Annotated in this window: 11 protein-coding genes and 2 pseudogenes; 3 read left to right on the plus strand and 10 right to left on the minus strand. The window is 65.9% G+C overall.

Going from position 1 to position 19,877, the window contains the following annotated elements; all coding sequences use genetic code 11:
- Window positions 1-110 precede the first annotated feature (110 nt).
- The 7 genes and pseudogenes from ACFW0H_RS11085 to speB form a co-directional block, all read right to left on the minus strand.
- On the minus strand, window positions 111-833 hold the full coding sequence (locus ACFW0H_RS11085) for a class II aldolase/adducin family protein (protein ID WP_422913954.1): 723 nt from the start codon (window positions 831-833) through the stop codon (window positions 111-113).
- Window positions 833-1,564, minus strand: a complete 732-nt coding sequence (locus tag ACFW0H_RS11090; RefSeq protein WP_422913955.1) for an amino acid ABC transporter ATP-binding protein — start codon at window positions 1,562-1,564, stop codon at window positions 833-835. The genes ACFW0H_RS11085 and ACFW0H_RS11090 overlap by 1 nt, the downstream gene beginning before the upstream one ends.
- A gap of 10 nt (window positions 1,565-1,574) precedes the next feature.
- Complete coding sequence (locus ACFW0H_RS11095; RefSeq protein ID WP_422913956.1) at window positions 1,575-2,318, minus strand: amino acid ABC transporter permease; 744 nt, start codon at window positions 2,316-2,318, stop codon at window positions 1,575-1,577.
- Window positions 2,319-2,396: 78 nt separating this feature from the next.
- Entirely contained in the window at window positions 2,397-3,221 is an 825-nt protein-coding gene (locus ACFW0H_RS11100) for a transporter substrate-binding domain-containing protein (protein ID WP_422913957.1), read from the minus strand.
- 73 nt (window positions 3,222-3,294) lie between these two features.
- Window positions 3,295-3,573, minus strand: a pseudogene (locus ACFW0H_RS11105) (cytosine permease); the annotation flags it as partial.
- A 168-nt stretch (window positions 3,574-3,741) separates the two neighbouring features.
- Window positions 3,742-3,873 (minus strand): annotated as a pseudogene (locus tag ACFW0H_RS11110) (DUF4440 domain-containing protein); the annotation flags it as partial.
- A gap of 8 nt (window positions 3,874-3,881) precedes the next feature.
- Window positions 3,882-4,841, minus strand: coding sequence for an agmatinase (speB, locus tag ACFW0H_RS11115; protein WP_422913958.1), 960 nt, complete (start codon window positions 4,839-4,841; stop codon window positions 3,882-3,884).
- A gap of 293 nt (window positions 4,842-5,134) precedes the next feature.
- On the opposite strand from speB, the gene ACFW0H_RS11120 reads away from it, so the two are divergent.
- Window positions 5,135-6,028, plus strand: a complete 894-nt coding sequence (locus ACFW0H_RS11120; RefSeq protein ID WP_422913959.1) for a LysR family transcriptional regulator — start codon at window positions 5,135-5,137, stop codon at window positions 6,026-6,028.
- A 12-nt stretch (window positions 6,029-6,040) separates the two neighbouring features.
- Entirely contained in the window at window positions 6,041-6,637 is a 597-nt protein-coding gene (locus ACFW0H_RS11125; RefSeq protein WP_422913960.1) for a tRNA-uridine aminocarboxypropyltransferase, read from the plus strand.
- A 363-nt stretch (window positions 6,638-7,000) separates the two neighbouring features.
- Here ACFW0H_RS11125 and ACFW0H_RS11130 read toward each other — a convergent pair whose 3' ends face one another.
- From ACFW0H_RS11130 to ACFW0H_RS11140, 3 genes are read right to left on the minus strand one after another with little or no spacing between them, the layout of a single operon-like run.
- Window positions 7,001-8,347, minus strand: a complete 1,347-nt coding sequence (locus tag ACFW0H_RS11130; RefSeq protein ID WP_422913961.1) for an HlyD family type I secretion periplasmic adaptor subunit — start codon at window positions 8,345-8,347, stop codon at window positions 7,001-7,003.
- Between the two features lie 11 nt (window positions 8,348-8,358).
- Complete coding sequence (locus tag ACFW0H_RS11135) at window positions 8,359-10,518, minus strand: type I secretion system permease/ATPase (protein ID WP_422914098.1); 2,160 nt, start codon at window positions 10,516-10,518, stop codon at window positions 8,359-8,361.
- Window positions 10,519-10,540: 22 nt separating this feature from the next.
- Window positions 10,541-11,896: a TolC family outer membrane protein gene (locus tag ACFW0H_RS11140; RefSeq protein WP_422913962.1), complete on the minus strand. Its 1,356-nt coding sequence runs from the start codon at window positions 11,894-11,896 to the stop codon at window positions 10,541-10,543.
- Between the two features lie 465 nt (window positions 11,897-12,361).
- On the opposite strand from ACFW0H_RS11140, the gene ACFW0H_RS11145 reads away from it, so the two are divergent.
- Complete coding sequence (locus tag ACFW0H_RS11145; protein ID WP_422913963.1) at window positions 12,362-19,867, plus strand: retention module-containing protein; 7,506 nt, start codon at window positions 12,362-12,364, stop codon at window positions 19,865-19,867.
- The last annotated feature ends 10 nt before the right edge of the window (window positions 19,868-19,877 follow it).

The raw sequence follows: 19,877 nt of genomic DNA on the forward strand, positions 1-19,877 counted from the left end.
TTCAGGTCTCTCTTTCTATTGTTGTTGCCGTGGCGGGTAAGGCCGCGACAGGTGTTGCAAGGCGCGCAACGCTTCACACTGCGCCGTTTCGAATCGGGTCCAGCGGTGGTTCAGTCCTGGTAGTCGGGGCATTCCCGCTCGAGCTTGCGCAGCCAGGCTTCCCAGACCAGCTGGCGTTGCCATTCGCTGGCCTGGAACTGTTCGCAGGCGTGCGCGCTGAGCTCGTTCGGCATCTCGCGGATGCCCCGCAGGGTCGAGGCGGCGAGCTGTATCTCGCACGCCTTGTTCAGGTAGTACATGACGTAGAAGGCATCGGCGACGCTGGCGCCGACGCTGAGCAGGCCGTGGTAGCGCAGGATCAGGGCGATGTTGTCGCCCAGCGATGCCACCAGCCGCTCGCGCTCGCCCAGGTCCAGGGCGATGCCTTCGTAGGTGTGGTAGCCGACCCGCTGGTGGAACTCGGCGCTGATCTGGTTGAGCTGGGCCAGGCCGTTGTCCGCCGCGGCCACCGCCATGCCCGCCAGGGTATGGGTGTGGATCACGCAGTGGGCGTCGGCGCGGGCCATGTGCACCGCGCTGTGGATGGTGAAGCCGGCGACGTTGTAGTCGGCGTTGCCCGCCACCACGCGGCCGTGCATGTCGACCACTATCAGGTCGCTGGCGCGGATTTCCTCGAACATCAGCCCGAAGGGGTTGATCAGGAAACGCGGCTCGACGCCCGGCAGGCGCACCGAGAAGTGGGTGTAGAGGGTGTCGTCCCAACCGAAGAGGGCGGCCAGCCGGTAGGCCGCCGCCAGGTCCCGGCGCAGGATGGCTTCGTTCTGTGCGTTCATCAGTGGCGGATCTGCGAAAGGAAAGCCCGGGTGCGCGGGTGTTTCGGGTTGTCGAAGAATTCGGCCGGAGTGGCGGTCTCCACGATCTGCCCGGCGTCCATGAACACCACGCGGTCGGCCACCTTGCGGGCGAAGCCCATCTCGTGGGTCACGCAGAGCATGGTCATGCCGTCCTGGGCCAGTTCGGTCATCACTTCCAGCACTTCGCCGACCATTTCCGGGTCCAGTGCCGAGGTGGGCTCATCGAACAGCATGACCTTGGGGTTCATGCACAAGGCGCGGGCGATGGCCACGCGCTGTTGCTGGCCGCCGGAGAGCTGGCCGGGCTTCTTGTGGGCCTGGGAGCCGATGTGCACGCGGTTGAGGTAGCGCAGCGCCAGTTCCTCGGCTGCCTTGCGCGACAGGCCACGCACTTTCATCGGCGCCAAGGTGCAGTTCTCCAGCACCGTCAGGTGGGGGAACAGGTTGAAGTTCTGGAACACCATGCCGACCTCGCGGCGCACGTGGTCGCTGCCGGTCCGGGTGGAAATGTCCTGGTCTTCCACCGTGATGGTGCCGGTGTCATGGGGGTTGAGGCGGTTGATGCAGCGGATCAGGGTGGACTTGCCGGAACCCGAGGGACCGCAGATGACGATCTTCTCGCCCTGGTGCACGGTCAGGTTGATGCCCTGCAGCACCTGGAAATCGTCATAGTGCTTGCCGACATTCTGCAGACGGATGATTTCGTTCATGTCGGGCTCCTCAGATACGGCGCATGCGGGCCAGGGTGCGTTGCACCAGGCCGACGGATTTGCTGCTGGCGCTGCCGTGGGCATCCCACGACAGGCGCCGTTCGAGGCCACTCTGCAGCCAGGTCAGGGTGTAGACCATGACGAGGTAGTAGACGAGGGCGACGGCGTAGTACTCGGAGAACTGGAAGGTGGTGGAGACCGTCTGCGAGGTCACCGCCATCAGCTCCTGCAGGGAGATGACCGAGGCCAGCGAGGTGATCTTCAACAGGGTGATGAACTCGTTGGCGGTCGGCGGTACGGCGATGCGCGCGGCCTGGGGCAGGATCACGTAGCGGAAGATATGCCAGCGCGACAGGCCCAGGGCGTGGCCGGCGGCGTACTGGCCGCGGTCGACGGATTTCAGCGCGGCGCGGTTGATCTCCACCTGGTAGGCGGCCTCGTTGATCGACAGGGCGATCCAGGCGGCGATGAAGGGGGTGAACCACTCTTCACGGAAAGCCGGGAAGAACTGCGGCAGGGCGTTCCACACGAACAGCAGCTGCAGCAGGGTGGGGGCGCCACGGAAGACGCTGAGCACTGCGCGCAGGGTGGTGCGCCAGGCAGTCGGCGGGCCATCCAGGGCCAGGGCGCAGGGAATGGAAATCAGGATGCCCACCGAGTGGGACACCAGCGCCAGCACCAGGGTGATGCAGGCGCCGCGGAAGAAGTGCCAGGACGTCAGGGCGTCCCAGAAGACAGTCACATCGAAGTTCATGTACGTGTCCTGCGTGAATGGAAGCGTGCCTTCGCACCCTCTCCCGTACACGGGAGAGGGGCGGGTGGTTGGCCTTGCTTACTGCGCGGCGGTTTCCAGGTTGGCCGGATCGAGCTTCCATTTCTCGGCGATGGCCTTGAGGGTTCCATCGGCCTTCAGTGCAGACACGGCGTCCTGTACGGCCTGCTTGTCTTCCGGGCTCGGACGCATGTAGGCGCCGAAGATGTCCTTCTCGGGGAAGGCGTAGAGGGTCCTGAACTGGCCGGGGGTCTGCAGTTCGCGGTAGGCCAGCTCGGTGTCCTGGGACAGGCCTGCGGCGGCGCGGCCTACCAGTACCTGCTGGGCGACGTCGCTGCCCTTGGGATAGGTCTGCAGGGTAGCCGGGGTCTTGCCGGCGGCCTTCAGCTGCTCGTTGAGCTTCTCCATGATGGTCACGTAGCGGGTGCCGGACTGCACCGCCACCACCTTGCCGGAGAGATCGTCCAGGCTGCTCAGCTTGAGGTCGCTCTTGCCGCTGCCGAAGACGATGGTGGCGCTGGCGAGATAGGCCACGGCATGCAGCTTCTGGGTGCGCTCGGGAGTGATCAGGGTGCCGCTGATGACCGCGTCGCAGCGCTTGGCCTCCAGACCCGGCAGCAGGCCGGTGAATTCGGTGACGATGAAGCGCGGCTTCACGCCCCAGTGCTTGGCCAGGGCGCGGATCAGATCGGTGTCGAAGCCCGAGGGCTCGCGGTCACCGGTCTTCTCGAAGAACTCCAGCGGCGGGAAGGTCGGGTCGGAACAGACCTGGAAACTTCCCGAGCTCACGAACGACGGCTTGCTGTCGGCGGCCATGGCGCCACCACAGAGGGTGGCGGCGGCGAGGCCGGCGAGGGCGAGCAGCTTCAGCGGACGATTGGTCATCGGTAACTCCTTCAAGGCGTTTTGCAGTGGTTGTTGTTGTAGGCAGTCGCAATAAAGTGGAGCTATTTCGTTGTCACGCAGCTTCAGGGGAACCCTGAAGGGATGCTTGGGAAGTCTTCGAGGGGACCCAGCGGGGGTCTTTGGGGCCGTAGACGGCGGCCGGTTCCGGGAAGATCGCCAGCAGTACCAGGTACAGCAGGGCGGCCGTGCCCAGAGTGACCGGCAGGCTGATATCGATGCCACCGGCCAGCTCGCCCAGCGGGCCGACGAACTGGCCCGGGAGGTTTACCAAGCATAGGCCCACCAGCGCGCTGGGGATCCAGGCGCCCATGCCGCGCCAGTTCCAGCCATGGGTGATCCGACAGGTGCTGGCGCCGCCGGAGGTCGGGCGAAACAGAGGTGCCGGCTCGGCATTCCGTTCGGGAGTGTGCTCGACGCCGTGGGTATCGATTCGGGTGGCTGCGTGGTCGTTGTTGTTGTTATTCAATTTCTTCTCTCCCGGGGAGCCTCACCAGGTGGGCAGCGGCTTGTCGCAGGTGTGGAAGGCGAAGCTGGCGTCCTCGCTGAACGCGGCGAAGGAGGCGTCGGAGTCGCTCGCGGCGAAGGCGGCCACCAGCGAGCTGGCGGCCTCCAGGGCTTGGCGTTCGCTCATGGCTGGACTCAGCGACGCTGTACGCCGGGCAGGATGCAGAGCATTTCGTAGAGCAGGTTGGCGCCCAGCAGCGAGGTGTTGCCGGTGGTGTCGTAGGGCGGGGAGACTTCGACCAGGTCGCAGCCGATGACGTCCAGGCCCTGGCAGCCACGGATGATTTCCATCGCCTGGATGGTGGTCAGGCCGCCGATTTCCGGGGTGCCGGTGCCGGGCGCCCAGGCCGGGTCGATGCCGTCGATGTCGAAGGACAGGTAGACCGGGCCGCCGCCGACTTTCTCGCGGACTTCGGCCATCAGGGGCGCCAGCGACTTGTGCCAGCACTCTTCGGCCTGGACCACGCGGAAGCCCTGCTTGCGGCTCCAGTTGAAGTCTTCGGCGGTGTAGCCCTGGGCGCGCAGGCCGATCTGCACCACGCGGTCGCAGTCGAGCAGGCCTTCTTCCACGGCGCGGCGGAAGGTGGTGCCGTGGGCGATTTTCTCGCCGAACATGTGGTCGTTGACGTCGGCATGGGCATCGATGTGCACCAGGCCCACCTTGCCGTGCACCTTGTTGATGGCGCGCAGGATCGGCAGGGTGATGGTGTGGTCGCCGCCCAGGGTCAGCGGCACGATGCCGTGGCCGAGGATGCGGTCGTATTCCTGCTCGATGATGCGCACGGCTTCCAGCAGGTTGAAGGTGTTGATGGCCACGTCGCCGATGTCGGCCACGTTCAGCGAATCGAAGGGGGCAGCGCCGGTCGCCATGTTGTACGGGCGGATCATCACCGATTCGGCGCGAATTTCGCGCGGGCCGAAGCGGGTACCGGAGCGCAGGGAGGTACCGATATCCAGCGGTACGCCGACGAAGGCGGCATCCAGGGCGCCGAGTTCGGCCGGGGTCTGGATATGCGGCAGGCGCATCATGGTGGCGATGCCGCCGAAGCGGGGCATTTCGTTACCACCAAGGGGCTGATGCAGTTTCTTGTCCACGGGGTGGCCTCACGGTTGTTGTGGTTGTAGGTAGTGGGGCGGATTCTGGTGACAGTGCCATCACGGAAAAATCGCTGGCCGCAAATAATTACTTCAAGGATTTCTAAACTATCGGGAGCGGGTAAGATGCCGTCTTGCCGAGCGGGCGACTGCTTTCTGTAGGGGCGAATTCATTCGCCAAGGGCCGCGCAGCGGACCCGTTCGGCTCCAGGGAAGGGGCAGGACTGCGTCCTGCTTGGCGAATGAATTCGCCCCTACACCGTTCAATTGCACCTGGAACCGTGAGTGCCCCCATGTCCACCGCCATGCCCGACCTGAAACTCCTGCGCATCTTCGCCAGCGTGGTCCGTCACCAGGGCTTCGCCGCCGCGCAGCAGGAGTTGAATCTCTCCACCTCGGCCATCAGCACCTACATGAGCCAGTTGGAGGCGCAGGTGGGGCTGACCCTCTGCCACCGGGGCCGGGCGGGCTTCCGGCTGACCAGCAAGGGCGAGCTGTACTACCAGGAAACCCTGCGTCTGTTGGGTGAACTGGAAAGCTTCGAGCGCTACTCGGCCTCCCTCAAGGGCGAGCTGCGCGGCACCCTCAACCTCGGCGTGCTCGATTCCACCGTGAGCGACCCGGCGCTGCCGCTGGCCGAAGTGATCGGCGCCTACAGCCAGGAACACGCGGCGGTGCACCTGCACCTGTCGGTGATGAGCCCCTACGACCTGCAGCTGGGTGTTCTCGACAATCGCCTGGACCTGGCCATCGGCGCCTTCTCCACGCGTATGAATGGCCTGGTCTACCAGCCGCTCTACCGTGAGCAGCACTGGCTCTACTGCAGCGAGCGCCACCCGCTGTACGGCGAGCGGCGCATCCCCGCCGAACTCATCACCCAGCAGCGCATGGTGGGGCGCGGCTACTGGAGCCAGGCGGAACTGGCACGCCACGGCTTCAAGCACAGCGCGGCGACGGTGGAGTCCATGGAGGCGCAATTGATCCTGGTGCTGTCCGGCGCCTATATCGGTTATCTGCCGGAGCACTACGCCCACCCCTGGATCGAACAGCAGCGCCTGCGCGCATTGCTGCCGGCCACCTTCGGCTACCAGGCGCCGTTCTCCATGATCCTGCGCCGCGGGCGGGCCAAGGAACCGCTGATCCTGACCTTCCGCGACCTGCTGCGCGCGCAGCTCAACCTGCGCTGAGGAGCCGCTGCCATGCCACGCCCGCACTGCCCGCGCTGCCAGCGCCCCGAAAGCCATTGCCTGTGCCCGCTGATCCCCCATCTGGCGAGCCGCACCCGTGTGCTGCTGTTGCAGCATCCCAGCGAGGTGAACCATGCCCTGAACACCGCGCGCCTGGCGGCCCTGGGGCTGGAGAATGCCGAGTTGCGGGTGGGCGAGCGCTTCGAGGATCTTGCCGGCACCCTGGTCGATCCCCGTTACCGTGCCTGCCTGCTGTTCCCGGGCGAGGAGGCCCGATCCCTGGTGGAGATGGCCGCCAGCGACCCGCGCCCGCTGCTGCTGGTGGTGCCCGACGGCACCTGGCGCAAGGCGCGCAAACTGCTGCACCTGAATCCTGAACTCAGGGCCCTGCCCAGGGTGACCCTGCCCGCGGGCCTGAGCTCCCGCTACCGCCTGCGCAAGGCGCCCATGGCCGGGGCGCTGTCCACCCTCGAAGCCGTCACCGTGGCCCTGGATATCCTCGAAGCGCCCGCGCGGTTCGATGAATTGCTACGGCCATTCGAGGCGCTGATCCAGGGGCAGATCGAGGCGATGGGGGAGGAGACCTTCAGGCGCAATCATGGCCAATGACCAGCGATGGCGGTGGGTACCGGCACGGCCTTCTTTGCGTAGGAGCGAATTCATTCGCGAAGGGCCGCGCAGCGGTCCGTGGGTCCGTATCGCGAATGGATTCGCTCCTGCAATCGCTTCACCGGGCTGTAGGGTGGAAACCGCTCTTGGTTCCACCAGAGGAGTCGGGCTGGGCATCGATGGTGGATAGAAAAGCGCTATCCACCCTACGCATCCAGTGCCCCGATCAACGCTCCCGCATGGCTTCCTGGCGTGCCTTGAGAAGTAGGGTGGATGACGCTCTTTTCATCCACCATCGGCGTCAGGCTGGGCACCGAATGGTGGAAATAAAAAGCGATTTCCACCCTACGGGAGTGCGCCGCCTTACCGCTCCCGCATCGCCTCCTGCCGAGCTTTCAGCACGGGTTTCAGCAGGTAATCCAGCACGCTTTTCTCGCCGGTGATGATGTCCACTGTCGCGACCATGCCGGGGATGATCAGCAGCGGGTGGTCGTCCTTGCCCAGGTGGCTCTTCTCGGTGCGCACCTGGATCAGGTAGAAGCTCTTGCCTTCTTCATCGGTGATGGTGTCGGCGCTGATCAGTTCGAGGTCGGCCTTGAGGCCGCCGTAGATGGTGTAGTCATAGGCGGTGAACTTGACCATCGCCTTCTGCCCCGGATGGAGGAAGGCCACGTCCTGCGGGCGGATGCGCGCCTCGATGAGCAGGCTGTCTTCCAGGGGGACCACTTCCACCAGGTCGCTGCCCGGCTGCACCACACCGCCGATGGTGTTGACCTTGAGCTGCTTGATCACGCCGTGCACCGGCGACACCACGGTGGTGCGGCTGACGCGGTCGTCGATGGCCCTGCTGGTGGAGGTGATCTTCGACAGTTCGGTGCGCGCCTCGTTGAGCTCCTTGAAGGCGTCGGAGCGGAACGACAGCTGGCTTTCCTCCATCTTCCGCTCGATCTCCGACGCCGCCGCTTCGGCACGCGGAATGGCCAGGTTGGTGGCCTCCAGCTCACCGCGGGTTTCCACCGCGCTGCGCTGCAGGCGAAGGATTTCCACCTGGGAGATGGCGCCGGCTTTCACCAGCGGCTGGGACATGTTCAGCTCCTGCTGGATCAGCCCCAGGCTGGACCGGTACTGCTGGCTCTTGGAACGGAATTCGGCCAGTTCCTGTTTCTTCTGCCGCAACTGCTCGCCGAGGATGCGCTGCTCGCTGTCCAGCCGCTGCATGCGGGCGCGGTAGAGAGACATCTCGTCCTCGGCCAGCTGCGGCGCTTCGCGGGAGATTTCCTCGGGCAGGGTCAGCTCGCGGCCTTCGGCCTCGGCGGAAAGACGTTCGACCTTCGCCAGCAGCGCCAGGCGGTCCGCCTCGGTCTCGCCGCGGTCGGAACGGAAGCGGGTGTCGTCCAGGCGCAGCAGTACGGCGCCCTTGTCGACCACCTGGCCTTCGCGCACGAGGATTTCCGAGACGATGCCGCCCTCGAGGTTCTGGATGACCTGAACCTTGCTGGAGGGGATGGCCTTGCCTTCGCCGGTGGTGACTTCTTCCAGCACCGCGAAGCGTGCCCAGACCAGCGCGACCAGCAGCAGGGTGCAGGCGACCCAGACGGTGATGCGCGTGGCCCGGGGCGAGTCTTCGAGCATGGCGCCGGCGACTTCCGGCATGAATTCGGTATCGGCCTTGCCGCTGAAGTAGTTGCGGGGAGTCTCTGCGCTGGCCATGACCTGTCTCCTCAAGCGTTGCCCTGGCCGACACGGCCCTTGCGCAGCGCGTCGATAACGCTGTCCTTGGGGCCGTCCGCGACGATCTGGCCGTTGTCCAGCACCACCAGGCGATCCACCAGCGCCAGCATCGAACTGCGGTGGGTGATGAGGATCAGCGTCTTGCCCGCCGACCAGCCCGCCAGGCGCTGGCGCAGCTGTTCCTCGCTGCTGTTGTCCATGGCGCTGGTGGGTTCGTCGAGCACCAGCAGGGGAGGGGCGAGCAACAGGGCACGGGCCAGCAGCACGGCCTGGCGCTGGCCGCTGGAGAGCAGCTGGCCACGTTCGCCCACCGGGCGGTCATAACCCTGCGGGTGCTGCCGGGCGAGATCGGCGACGCCGGTCAGCTCCGCGACTTCGAGCATGCGCTCGTCGCTGACGTAGCGTGCGCCCAGGGTCAGGTTGTCGCGCAGGCTACCGGCCAACAGCGGCAGGTCATGGCTGACGTAGCCGATCTGCTGGCGCAGGTCGCCGATATCGGTCTGGCGCAGGTCGATGCCGTCCAGCAGCAACTGGCCTTCATCCGGGGCATAGAAGCCGAGGACCAGGCGCGCCAGGGTGCTCTTGCCCGAGCCGCTACGGCCGATGATGCCGACCCGTTCCCCGGCATTCAGTTGCAGGCTGACCTTGTTCAGCGCCGAGGTCGCCTGCCCGGGGTAGCGGAACTCCACCTGGCGCAGTTCCAGGTTGCCCTTGATCGACTGCTGCGCCAGGGGCCGCTGCCCGGATTCGCGTTCCTGCGGCAGGGCCATCAGCGCGTCGGTGGACTTCATGGTCAACCGCGCCTGCTGGTAGCGGGTGATGAGCCCGGCGATCTGCCCGAGGGGCGAGAGCACCCGGCTGTTGAGCATGTAGCAGGCCACCAGGGCGCCGACGCTGAGGTTGCCATCGATGATGGCGTAGACGCCGCTGACGATCATCGCCAGGCCCGCGAACTGTTGCATGAACAGGGTGCCGTTGGTGGCCAGGGCACAGAGGAAGCGGGCGTGGCTGTCGAGGCGGGTGAGGGCGCCATGGGTGTGTTCCCAGCGGTGCTGGCGCTCGCTCTCGGCGCCGCAGGCCTTGAGGGTTTCCAGGCCGGCGAGGGTCTCGATCAACAGCGCCTGCCGTTCGGCGCCGAGGGCCAGGCTGCGCTGGACCGTGTCGCGCAGGCGCACCTGGATCAGCCAGGCGAAGATCGCGGTGAGCGGGAAGGCGAGGAGCGGGATCACCACCAGCGGACCGGCGAGCAGGCCGATCACCAGCAGCATCAGCAGCGAGAAGGGCAGGTCGATCAGGCTGGTGAGGGTCACCGCGGTGAGGAATTCCCGCAGGCCCTGGAAGTCGTGGATGCTCTGGGCGAAACCACCGATGGTGGCCGGTCGCGCCTTGAGGGACATGCCGGTGATGCGCTCGAAGAGGGTGGCCGAAAGGACGACATCGGTCTTTTTCCCGGCGCTGTCCAGCAGGTTGGCGCGCAGCACCCGCAACAGCAGGTCGAAACCGGTGCCGATCAACAGGCCGATGGTCAGCACCCAGAGGGTCGATGTGGCCTGGTTGGGCACCACGCGGTCGTAGGTCTGCATCACGAAGAGCGGCACCAGCATGCCCAGCAGGTTGATCAGCAGGCTCGCCAGCATGGCGTCGGCGTAGAGCCAGCGGGACAGCTTCAGGGTGTCGCGGAACCAGGACTGTACCCGGGGCAGCAGTGGGCTGCGGGCCTCTTCCAGCTCATGGCGCGGGCGGGCGAACAGGGCCTGGCCGGTGTATTCCAGGGCCAGCACTTCGCGGGCGACCCATTGCTCGCCACCATCGGCCTCGCAGGGCAGGATCAGCGCGCGGCCGCTGTCGTCGAAGCGGGTCAGTACCGCGCTGCGTCCACCCTTGAGCAGCAGCAGCAGGGGCAGGTTGAGCGGCGAGATGGCACCCAGTTCGCGGTTCAGCAGGCGCCCGTGGAGGCCGGCGCGGGCCGCGGCACGGGGCAACAGGTCGGCGGACAGGCGTTGGCCCGGCAGCGGCAGGCCGCTGCAGAGGCTGGCGCGGCTGGCCGCGCGGCCATGCAGCCGGCAGAGGATCAGCAGGCCGTCGAGCAGCGGGTCATCATGGCCCTGGCGCGGGTCCCTGGGACTGTCAGCCCGCTCCATGGTGGTCATGGTCATGGACTCCCATGGTGGTTCACTGCATATCCGGCAGCTGGGCTTCGCTCTTCACTTCGCTGACGGCGACGGCTTCGGCCGGGACCACGACGTTCTGGCGACGCAGCAGGTCGCCCATGGCCGAGAGCACCCGGTACATGGAGAACTCCTCGGTGTAGCGCACCTCCACATAGCGGCGGTTGGCGGTGAAGAGTTCGTTCTCGCTGTCCAGCAGGTCCAGCAGGGTGCGCTGGCCAAGGCCGAACTGCTGCTGGTAGGCCTCGCGGACGCGGGCGGTGTAGTCGGCGTAGGCACGGGCTTCGGGCGTCTGCTTGCGGGCGTTCTCCATGGCGTTCCAGGCCAGGGCGAGGTTCTCGTTGAGCACCCGCAGGGCGTTGTTGCGGATGTCCATGGACTGGTTGATTTCATGCGCGGCGGCCTGCAGCCGCGCCTTGTCGCGCATGCCGTTGAACAGGTTGTAATTCATCACCACGCCGGCCCGCCAGGTGTTGTTGTGGCCCTCTTCGCCCTGCACGTCATCGTCGGCGGTGGTCGCCAGTTCGGCGTCGAATCGCGGATAGAAGGGCGATTTGGCCGACTCGTACTGGCTTTCGGCGGCGTTGACGTCGGCCTGGGCCGATTTCAGCAGCGGGTTGGTATCCATTACACCCTGGCGCGCGGCCTGCATGTCGGTGGGCATCTCGCCCTTGATGGTGCTCGGTGTCACCAGCTCATCGGCCGGCACGCCCACGGCGCTGTAGAAACTGGCTTCGGCGTCGGCCAGGTTCACTTCCTCGGTGTAGAGGTTGTTCCGTGCCAGGGCCAGGCGCGCTTCGGCCTGGTCGAAATCGGCGGTGCTGCCCACGCCGCGTTGGCTGCGCAGGCCGATCTGGTCGTGGATGCGTTCGTGGGCCATCAGGTTGTTCTTCGCCAGGACCACCATCTCGCGGCGCTTGAGCACGTCCAGGTAGACCTCCACGGTGCGCAGCGCCAGGCTTTCGGCTGTGCCGAGGGTGAAGTAGGCGCGGGAGTTGACCACGGCCTTGGTACGTTTCACTTCGTTGGGGGTGTTGAAGCCGTCGAAGAGCATTTGCCGCAGGCGCAGTTCGGCATCGCGGAAGTTCAGGGTTTCCTTGTTGTGATCGCCGAGGGAGCGGGTCGTGGGGCTGTCGGTCCCCTCGCGACCGACACCGGTTATCAGGTCGACGGTCGGTAGGTAGCCCCCTTTGGCGACTTTCGCCTCTTCGTCGGCGACGAGCCGGTTCTGGGCGCTGGCCAGGAGTTCGGGGTGCTTGTCGAGGGTGCTCTGGATAGCGTCGGTCAGCGTCATGGCCTGGATTTGCGTAGCGGTCAAGGCCAGGAAGACTCCGCTCCACAGGGGGTTGAAGGTGCGCATTTCGGCTCGTTCTCCTTGTCAGAACTACTCTCCCTGGCGCCAGTAAATTGGCGAAAATCCAAGGCAAACCGTTTCAGGCTTGTAACAACAGAGCTAAGAACATCCTGTGGCGGAGCTAAGAAGAAATTTTCACAAGGGATATCAGGAAAAATTCTTATGCATTCGTCGGAAATCCAAGACATCTTTTCGCCAGCAAGTTGCGTTTTTCGGGGCTTTGAGCCCCGTTGCGCCGCTGCAGACTGTGGTCAGGCACAAAGAAAGGGTTTCAGGGTGGGCTTGGTCCCGGGGAGCGGTAACGCGCCTAGTCATGTGACGGTAATTTGACTGGGGGCGTTTTTGGCGTCGCTCCTATTCCTCTCGATTCTTCTTCACGTACCCGTAGTTCGGTTCGGAAGTGCTGTGACCCCTCATTGACTGGGATCGGCGCTGTCCGGCTGGCAGCACGTCGTGCGGGAGGAAGGAATCATGGCTGGATCAATCGGGGTCGTTCGTCAGGTCATTGGCGAAGTGTTTGCGGTCCGACTCGATGGTTCGCGTCGCGTGCTCACCGAAGGCGATCGTGTGTACTTCGGCGAGCAACTGGTGACCGGCAACAACGGCGCCGTGGCGGTGGCCCTGGGCAATGGCCAGGAGCTGGTGCTCGGACGCGACAGCAACCTGACGCTGGACAACACCCTGCTGGCCGGCAAGCCCGATCCGGATCGTACTGCCGACAGCGCACCGGCCGCCCCCAGCCAGCAGGACCTGACCGATGTCGCGAAGCTGCAGGCGGCCATCCAGGCGGGCGTCGACCCGACCAAGGCTGCCGAGGCCACCGCCGCAGGGCCCGGTTCGGGCGGCGCCGGCAGTGGCAATGCCGGCGGCGGTCACTCCTTCGTGCTGCTGGGCGAGACCGCCGGCTCGCTGGACCCCAGCATAGGCTTCCCCACCGGGCCGATCGGCTTCGTTCCGGAGTTCCCCAATCCGGAGATAGCCGCTCTCCCCGAAGAAAACCCCGCGCCCAATGGCGTACCCCTGGCCCGGGACGATGGGCAGACCGCCGACGAGGGCCGCCCACGGGTACTGGGCAACGTGCTGGATAACGACGACAGCGGGCCGGACCTGCCCCTCAAGTTCGTGTCGTGGCAGGCCGGCGCTGCCCTGGACGGCCCCAACGGCACTCGCCAGGTGACCACGGAGTTTGGCGTGGTGAACCTGAATCCGGACGGCACCTTCAGCTTCGAGCTGGCCAATGCCATCCCGGTGCTGAGAGCGCTGGACGACGACCAGCGCGTCGACCTCAACTTTGCCTACACCATCGAGGACAGCAACGGCGACCAGAGTTCGGCGACCCTCACCATCACCATCGTCGGCCGCAACGACGCCCCGACTGTGGAAGTCAGCTTCCCGCAGAGCGAAGGCGGCCTGGCCCAGGTATCCGAGCGCGGCCTGCCTGGCGGTTCCAGCGCCGGGGACGGCAGCACGGTGGTGAACGGCAACTTCCAGATCGCCGACGCTGATGGCCTGGATGACCTCAAGTCCATCAGCGTCGGCAGCCTCACCCTCGATCTGGCCACCAGCAGTTTCGCCGACCTGGTGGGGCAGAGCTTCGCCGCTGCCCATGGCACGGTGCTGATCACCGGCTTCGATGCCGCCAGCGGTACCTACAGCTTCAGCTACACCCTGACCGAAGCCACCCTTGATGCCGCCGGTCCGGAGACGGACGGCTTCCTTATTAATGTAAGCGACGGCCTGGCCAGCGCCTCGACCACTGTCAGCATCGAAATACTCGACGACCTGCCGCAGGCCAACCCCGATAGCGGCAGCCTGAGCGAGGACGGCATACCCGCCAGCCTCAGCGGCAATGTGCTGGACAATGACCTCTCCGGAGCCGACCAGGCCAAAGCCTTCACCAGCTGGAACGGCGTAGCCGGTGCCACGCCCGGGGCCAATGGCAGCCTGCTGGTCGATACCCCCTTCGGCCTGGTGACCCTGAATGTCGACGGCAGCTACAGCTTCGTGCTGGCCAATGGTTCGGCGGTGGTGCAGGCCCTGGACCAGGGTGAGCAGGTCAACCTGCAATACGCCTACTCCATGCGGGACGGCGATGGCGACCCCGGCGACGCCGTGCTGACCCTCACCATCACCGGCAGCAACGATGCGCCTACGCTGCAAGTCAGTTCCCCGGACACCCAGGGCGGCCTGGCCCAGGTATTCGAGCGCGGCCTTTCCGGCGGCTCCAGCGCCGGCGACGGCAGCACGGTGGTCAACGGCAGTTTCAGCGTCGGCGATTCCGATGGGCTGGACACCCTCAAGTCTCTGGCGGTCGGCAGCCTGAACCTCGACCTCACCACCAGCGGCTTCGCCAGCCTGGTGGGGCAGAGCTTCGCCGTGGCCCACGGCACGGTGCTGATCACCGGGTTTGATGCCGCCAGCGCCACCTACAGCTTCAGCTACACCTTGAGCGAAACCACCCTCGATGCCGAAGGGGCGGAGATGGACGGTTTCCTGGTGACCGTGAGCGACGGCCTGGCCAGCACATCGGCCACGGTCGGCATCGACATCGTCGACGACGTTCCGACGGCAGTGGACGACGGCGGCCACAGCACGGCGGAGGACACCCCGATCACCGTCAACGTGCTGGCCAACGACGTGCGCGGTGCGGACGCGCCGACCCTGGTGACCGGTGCGCAATTGACCAGCGGCAGCGGTACGGTGGGCTTCCTGCCGAGTGGCGAAGTGACCTTCACCCCGACGGTGGGTTTCGAGGGCGCCGCGACCATCCTCTACACCATCCGCGACGCCGACGGCGATGAATCGCAAGCCGTTCTGAGCATCACCGTGGGCCCGGACTCGACCCCGACGGTAAGCACGCCGGACCTCGATGGCGACGGCGACATGGTCTGGGAGTCGGCATTGCCCGACGGCAGCGGCGGCGGCAGCACCACTACCAGCGGCCAGTTCGCGATCGGTACCGGCAACGACAGCCTGGCCCTGCTGGAAGTGCAGGACCGTGACGGCAACTGGATCGCCATCAGCGGGCCGAACACCCTGGTCAACGGCGCTTACGGCGTGCTGGCGGTGAACCCGGATGGCAGCTGGGTCTACACCCTGAGCGACAACACCCTGGATCACACCGATGACACGCGGGACGACGGTGATGGCGACCGCGGTATCGACGATCAGGTGCTGGACCCCTTCCAGGTGCGGGTCACCGATTCGGACGGCGACCTCTCGCCCGAAGCGACGCTGACCGTCCGGGTCAACGACGATGGGCCGACTGCGCTGGATGACGGCGGCTATAGCACGGCAGAAGACACCGCAATCACGGTCAACGTACTGGCCAATGACGTGCCCGGCGCCGACAAGCCGACCCTGGTGATCGAAGCGACGCTCACCAGCGGTAGCGGCACGGTGAGCTTCCTGCCCACGGGGGCGGTGACCTTCATCCCGGCGCCGGGCTTCATGGGCGTGGCGATCATCAAGTACCACATCGAGGATGGCGACAGTGACCAGTCGCAGGCGGAGCTGCGCATTACTGTCGGAGAGGATTCGACGCCGACGGTGGAGATCGACTACGGCCCGGATGGAGGTGTGGTGGACGAAGAGGCGCTGAATCCCGGCGCCGGGGCCGACGGCGTAGCGGGCAGCAACCCGGCGAGCACCGCAGAAAGCACCAGCGGTAGCGTGCAGGTGTTCACCGGCGGCGACAGCCTGGGCAGCCTGGTGATCGGCGGCGTCGACGTGACCCATGGCGGCACGGTGGTGGGGCTGTACGGCACCCTGGTGGTGAGCGCGCCGGTGGGCAACAGCTTCAGCTGGACCTACACCCTGACCGACAACACCCTGGAGCACCCGCTGAACCCGCAGACCGGGGCGCAGGATGTGCTGCTGGATAATTTCGCAGTGGCAGCGACCGACAGCGATGGCGACCTGGCGCCGGCGACCACCCTGAGTATCCAGGTTCGCGACGACGGCCCGAGCGCAGTGGACGACGGCGGCTATTTCACAGCAGAAGACACCGCGATCACGGTCAACGTGCTGGCCAACGACGTGCGGGGTGCGGACGCGCCGACCCTGGTAACCGGTGCGCAGTTGACCAGCGGCAGCGGCACGGTGGGCTTCCTGCCGAATGGTGAGGTGACCTTCACGCCCTCGGCGGGCTTCGAGGGCGCCGCGACCATCCTCTACACCCTCCGCGATGCCGACGGCGACGAGTCGCAGGCGCTGCTGAGCATCACTGTGGGTCCGGACTCGACCCCGACGGTGAGCACGCCGGACCTCGATGGCGACGGCGACATGGTCTGGGAATCGGCGTTGCCCGACGGCAGCGGCGGCGGCAGCACTACCACCAGCGGCCAGCTCGTGATCCAGACCGGCAACGACGGCCTGGCCCTGCTGGAAGTGCAGGACAAGGACGGCGACTGGGTCGCCATCAATGCCCCCGGCACCCTGGTCAATGGTGTCTACGGCGTGCTGGCGGTGAACCCGGACGGCAGCTGGATCTACACCCTGAGCGACAACACCCTGGACCACGGCGACACCTCGCTGCTGGACGGTGACGGCGACCGTGGGCTGGCCGACCAGGTGCTGGACCCCTTCCAGGTACGGGTGACCGACTCGGACGATGATGTCTCGCCCGAAGCGACCCTGACCATCAAGGTCAACGACGACGGCCCGAGCGCGGTGAACGACGGCGGCTATGGCACGGATGAAGACACCGCGATCACGGTCAACGTGCTGGCCAACGACACCCAGGGCGCCGACCGCGCGGCGCAGGTAGTGGCGGCGCAGCTCACCGGCGGCAGTGGGATGGTGGAGGTCCTCTCGGGCGCATCGGTGAAGTTCACCCCCACAGCGGGCTTCGAGGGCGTGGCGACCATCCTCTACACCCTCCGCGATGCCGACGGCGATGAATCGCAGGCGGTACTGAGCATCACCGTGGGTCCGGACTCGACCCCGACGGTGAGCACCCCGGACCTCGATGGCGACGGCGACATGGTCTGGGAATCGGCGCTGCCCGATGGCAGCGGCGGCGGCAGCACCACCACCAGCGGCCAGTTCGCGATCCAGACCGGCAACGACGGCCTGGCCCTGCTGGAAGTGCAGGACAAGGACGGCAACTGGGTCGCCATCAATGCTCCCGGCACCCTGGTCAATGGTGTCTACGGCGTGCTGGCGGTGAACCCGGACGGCAGCTGGATCTACACCCTGAGCGACAACACCCTGGACCACGGCGACACCTCGCTGCTGGACGGTGACGGCGACCGTGGGCTGGCCGACCAGGTGCTGGACCCCTTCCAGGTACGGGTGACCGACTCGGACGATGATGTCTCGCCCGAAGCGACCCTGACCATCAAGGTCAACGACGACGGTCCGAGCGCGGTGAACGACGGCGGCTATGGCACGGATGAAGACACCGCGATCACGGTCAACGTGCTGGCCAACGACACCCAGGGCGCCGACCGCGCGGCGCAGGTAGTGGCGGCGCAGCTCACTGCCGGCAGCGGCACGGTGGGCTTCCTGCCGAATGGTGAGGTGACCTTCACGCCCACGGCGGGCTTCGAGGGCGCCGCGACCATCCTCTACACCCTCCGCGATGCCGACGGCGACGAGTCGCAGGCGGTGCTGAGCATCACTGTGGGTCCGGACTCGACCCCGACGGTGAGCACCCCGGACCTCGATGGCGACGGCGACATGGTCTGGGAATCGGCGTTGCCCGACGGCAGCGGCGGTGGCACTACCACCACCAGTGGCCAGTTCGTGATCCAGACCGGCGACGACAGCCTGGCCCTGCTGGAAGTGCAGGACAAGGACGGCAACTGGGTCGAGATCACTGCCCCGAATACCCTGGTCAATGGGAAGTACGGCGTGCTGGCGGTGAATCCGGATGGCAGCTGGGTCTACACCCTGAGCGACAACACCCTGGACCACGGCGACACCTCGCTGCTGGACGGTGACGGCGACCGCGGCCTGGCCGACCAGGTGCTGGACCCCTTCCAGGTGCGGGTAACCGATTCGGACGACGATGTCTCGCCCGAAGCGACACTGACTATCAAGGTCAACGACGATGGCCCGCAGGTGCTGGCCCGCAGTGACCTGATCTATGCCAACTCCAGCAACCCGTCCACCGGTGGCACTGGCACCTTCGACTACCTCATCGGGGCCGATAGCCGCAGCAGCTACAGCGCGCTGAATTCGGACTTTTCCGCGATCAGCCTGACTGGCACCGTCGGTTCGGCGCTGATCTCGGCCACCGCCGTAAACTGGGTTTCGGAAACCGATGCGCAGGCGGTGTTCAGCGTCCAGTTCCAATATGACGCCGACCCGCTTTCCACGACCAATGCATTGAGCCAGGCAACGGGCACCCTGACTTTCGACAAGGTGGCGGGGACCTATACGGTCAAGTTCGATGCGCCAATCGAAGGGTTCACGGTGCTGCAGACCAGCAATACCGTGTCCAGGGAGAGCTTCAACCTGGTCGGCAGCTCCGATGCCCAGCCCGAGGTCGTGGTTGCGAAGCTGTCCGGCAACTTCTACGTCAGGTTCGCCGGGGATGAGAACGCAGGTGGCATACCCCTGCAGACGACCGACAACAACCAGGCGTTTGCGAACGGCGAGACCTTCAAGGCGAGCCAGAGCTGGGTCAGCATCTCGGGGAATGCCAATGGCGTCGCCAGTGACACCCTGCAGGCTGGCGAAGTCCTCAACATGGACTTCTACACCAGCAGCCCCGGCAACAACGCGAACCCCGGACCCGGTACTGCAAGGGCCAGCGCGATGTTCCTGAAGGTCGACCAGTTGGGTGCCGACGAGGACTTCGTGGTCCTGCTGAAACTGATCGATCCGGACGACAACTCCATAACGACGCGGGCGATCGTGGTCGACAGTGAGGACATCTACAAGTCCTCGGAGTCGAACCCCTACGGCATCACCTTCGCCGATGGCAGCGACGGCGTGGTGATCATCGAGTCCAACGACTTCAATGCGTCCGGGGAGAACTACCTCATCTACGGCGCCCAACTGCTGACGTCCACCGAGGCCGTGACGGGCTTCGGGATCAACCTCAACCGGAATGTCGGCAGCCTCGGCGCGTCGTCGCTGGCCGCAGCGGCCCTGCTGGCCTTCGACGCCAACCCCGGTGCGGGTGCCCCGACCACCGACAATGATGTGATCAAGATCGTCGACATCGGCCTGGTCACCACCCAGAGCAACACCCAGAACGCCAACCTCGACTTCAGCTTCTCGCTGGTCGATGCCGACGGCGACGTGACCAGTCCCCACGTGCTGGAGGTCGCCATCGTCAATGGTTCGAGCTTCACGGGAAGCGCCGCAGACGAGGTCATCCAGGGCACGTCAGGCAATGACCTGATCGATGGCCTGGGTGGCATGGATACCGCCAGCTACCGGCATGCCAGCAGCGGCGTCACGGTAAGCCTGGAAACCCTGGCCGCCCAGAACACTGGGGGCGCGGGGACCGACACCCTGGCGAACCTCGAGAACCTCATAGGTTCGGGCCATAACGACACCCTGATCGGCAATAGCGGCAACAACCAGCTGTTCGGCCTTGCCGGCAACGACACCTTGCTCGGGGGCGATGGCGATGACTGGCTGGTGGGTGGGCTGGGAGCGGACACCCTGACCGGCGGCGCCGGCAAGGACAGCTTCGTCTGGCAGCAAGGCGGTCTGGACGCGAACGTCGATCACATCACCGACTTCCAGGTGGATACGACCGGCGCCAACTCCGATGTGCTCGACCTGTCGCAACTGCTGAGCGGCGTGGGGGAGGACCCGAACACGTTGCAGAACTACCTGGACTTCGCCTTCACCGGGACCACCACCAGCATTGCCGTGAAGACCGAGGCGGCGGGCCCCGTGGAGCAGCAGGTGGTGCTGGATAACGTGGACCTTTCGACGGTGTACGGCACCACCGACGAGGCGACGATCATCAACAACATGCTTGGAGACAACGCACTCAAGGTTGACGTCTAGGCATCCGGGC

This window comes from Metapseudomonas cellulosilytica, assembly GCF_049334135.1.
Lineage (GTDB): Bacteria > Pseudomonadota > Gammaproteobacteria > Pseudomonadales > Pseudomonadaceae > Metapseudomonas.

What these genes read in the sequence shown, in the direction of transcription:
- ACFW0H_RS11085 (WP_422913954.1), bottom strand. Translation starts at nt 833, where the DNA reads ATGAACGCACAGAACGAAGCCATCCTGCGCCGGGACCTGGCGGCGGCC.
- ACFW0H_RS11090 (WP_422913955.1), bottom strand. Translation starts at nt 1,564, where the DNA reads ATGAACGAAATCATCCGTCTGCAGAATGTCGGCAAGCACTATGACGAT.
- ACFW0H_RS11095 (WP_422913956.1), bottom strand. Translation starts at nt 2,318, where the DNA reads ATGAACTTCGATGTGACTGTCTTCTGGGACGCCCTGACGTCCTGGCAC.
- ACFW0H_RS11100 (WP_422913957.1), bottom strand. Translation starts at nt 3,221, where the DNA reads ATGACCAATCGTCCGCTGAAGCTGCTCGCCCTCGCCGGCCTCGCCGCC.
- ACFW0H_RS11120 (WP_422913959.1), top strand. Translation starts at nt 5,135, where the DNA reads ATGTCCACCGCCATGCCCGACCTGAAACTCCTGCGCATCTTCGCCAGC.
- ACFW0H_RS11125 (WP_422913960.1), top strand. Translation starts at nt 6,041, where the DNA reads ATGCCACGCCCGCACTGCCCGCGCTGCCAGCGCCCCGAAAGCCATTGC.
- ACFW0H_RS11130 (WP_422913961.1), bottom strand. Translation starts at nt 8,347, where the DNA reads ATGGCCAGCGCAGAGACTCCCCGCAACTACTTCAGCGGCAAGGCCGAT.
- ACFW0H_RS11135 (WP_422914098.1), bottom strand. Translation starts at nt 10,518, where the DNA reads ATGACCACCATGGAGCGGGCTGACAGTCCCAGGGACCCGCGCCAGGGC.
- ACFW0H_RS11140 (WP_422913962.1), bottom strand. Translation starts at nt 11,896, where the DNA reads ATGCGCACCTTCAACCCCCTGTGGAGCGGAGTCTTCCTGGCCTTGACC.
- ACFW0H_RS11145 (WP_422913963.1), top strand. Translation starts at nt 12,362, where the DNA reads ATGGCTGGATCAATCGGGGTCGTTCGTCAGGTCATTGGCGAAGTGTTT.